Source organism: Streptococcus sp. GMD4S, assembly GCF_000296955.1.
The window spans coordinates 1-620 of the sequence record NZ_AJRE01000382.1; the positions used below are offsets into that span (position 1 = coordinate 1).

The 620-nt window shown below is 37.3% G+C and carries 1 protein-coding gene; it reads left to right on the forward strand.

Going from position 1 to position 620, the window contains the following annotated elements:
• Window positions 1-620: Ltp family lipoprotein (locus GMD4S_RS10035; protein WP_000496878.1), on the forward strand; the 620-nt coding region annotated here is incomplete at both ends.

Sequence of the window (620 nt, forward strand, 5' to 3'; positions counted from 1 at the left end):
CCATTTATCAAAGACAGAGATTTATGAGTGGCTAACTTCTTCTTATGTTGGAAAATTTACAAAAGAAGAAGCAAACTATGCAATTCAAAAACTTAATCTACCATCAGAAGGCAGCCAAGCTCGCAATAAATGGGTAGGAAATTATTATTTCAAATCAGATGGAAAGATGGCCAAGAATGAATGGGTAGATGGTGGCCGTTACTATGTTGATTCTGAAGGCAAAATGGTAAGGGGCAAATGGGTAGATGGTGGCCGTTATTATGTTGAATCAGATGGTAAAATGGCTAGGGATAAATGGGTAGATGGTGGCCGTCACTATGTAGGATACGATGGTGTGCGGCAACCAAAACTAGATGGGAAGCAGTACAATGTTGCTTTAAATAGAGCGAAAAGCTATAATTCGGTTTTACATATGTCAAAAAAAGATCTCTATAACCAATTAACGTGGAATGGTTTTTCAAGTTCAGCAGCGCAGTATGCCATCGATCACTTGAATGCAGATTACAAAGCAAATGCCTTGATTACAGCAAGAAAATACCGAAAGAATAACCATTTATCAAAGACAGAGATTTATGAGTGGCTAACTTCTTCTTATGTTGGAAAATTTACAAAAGAAGAAG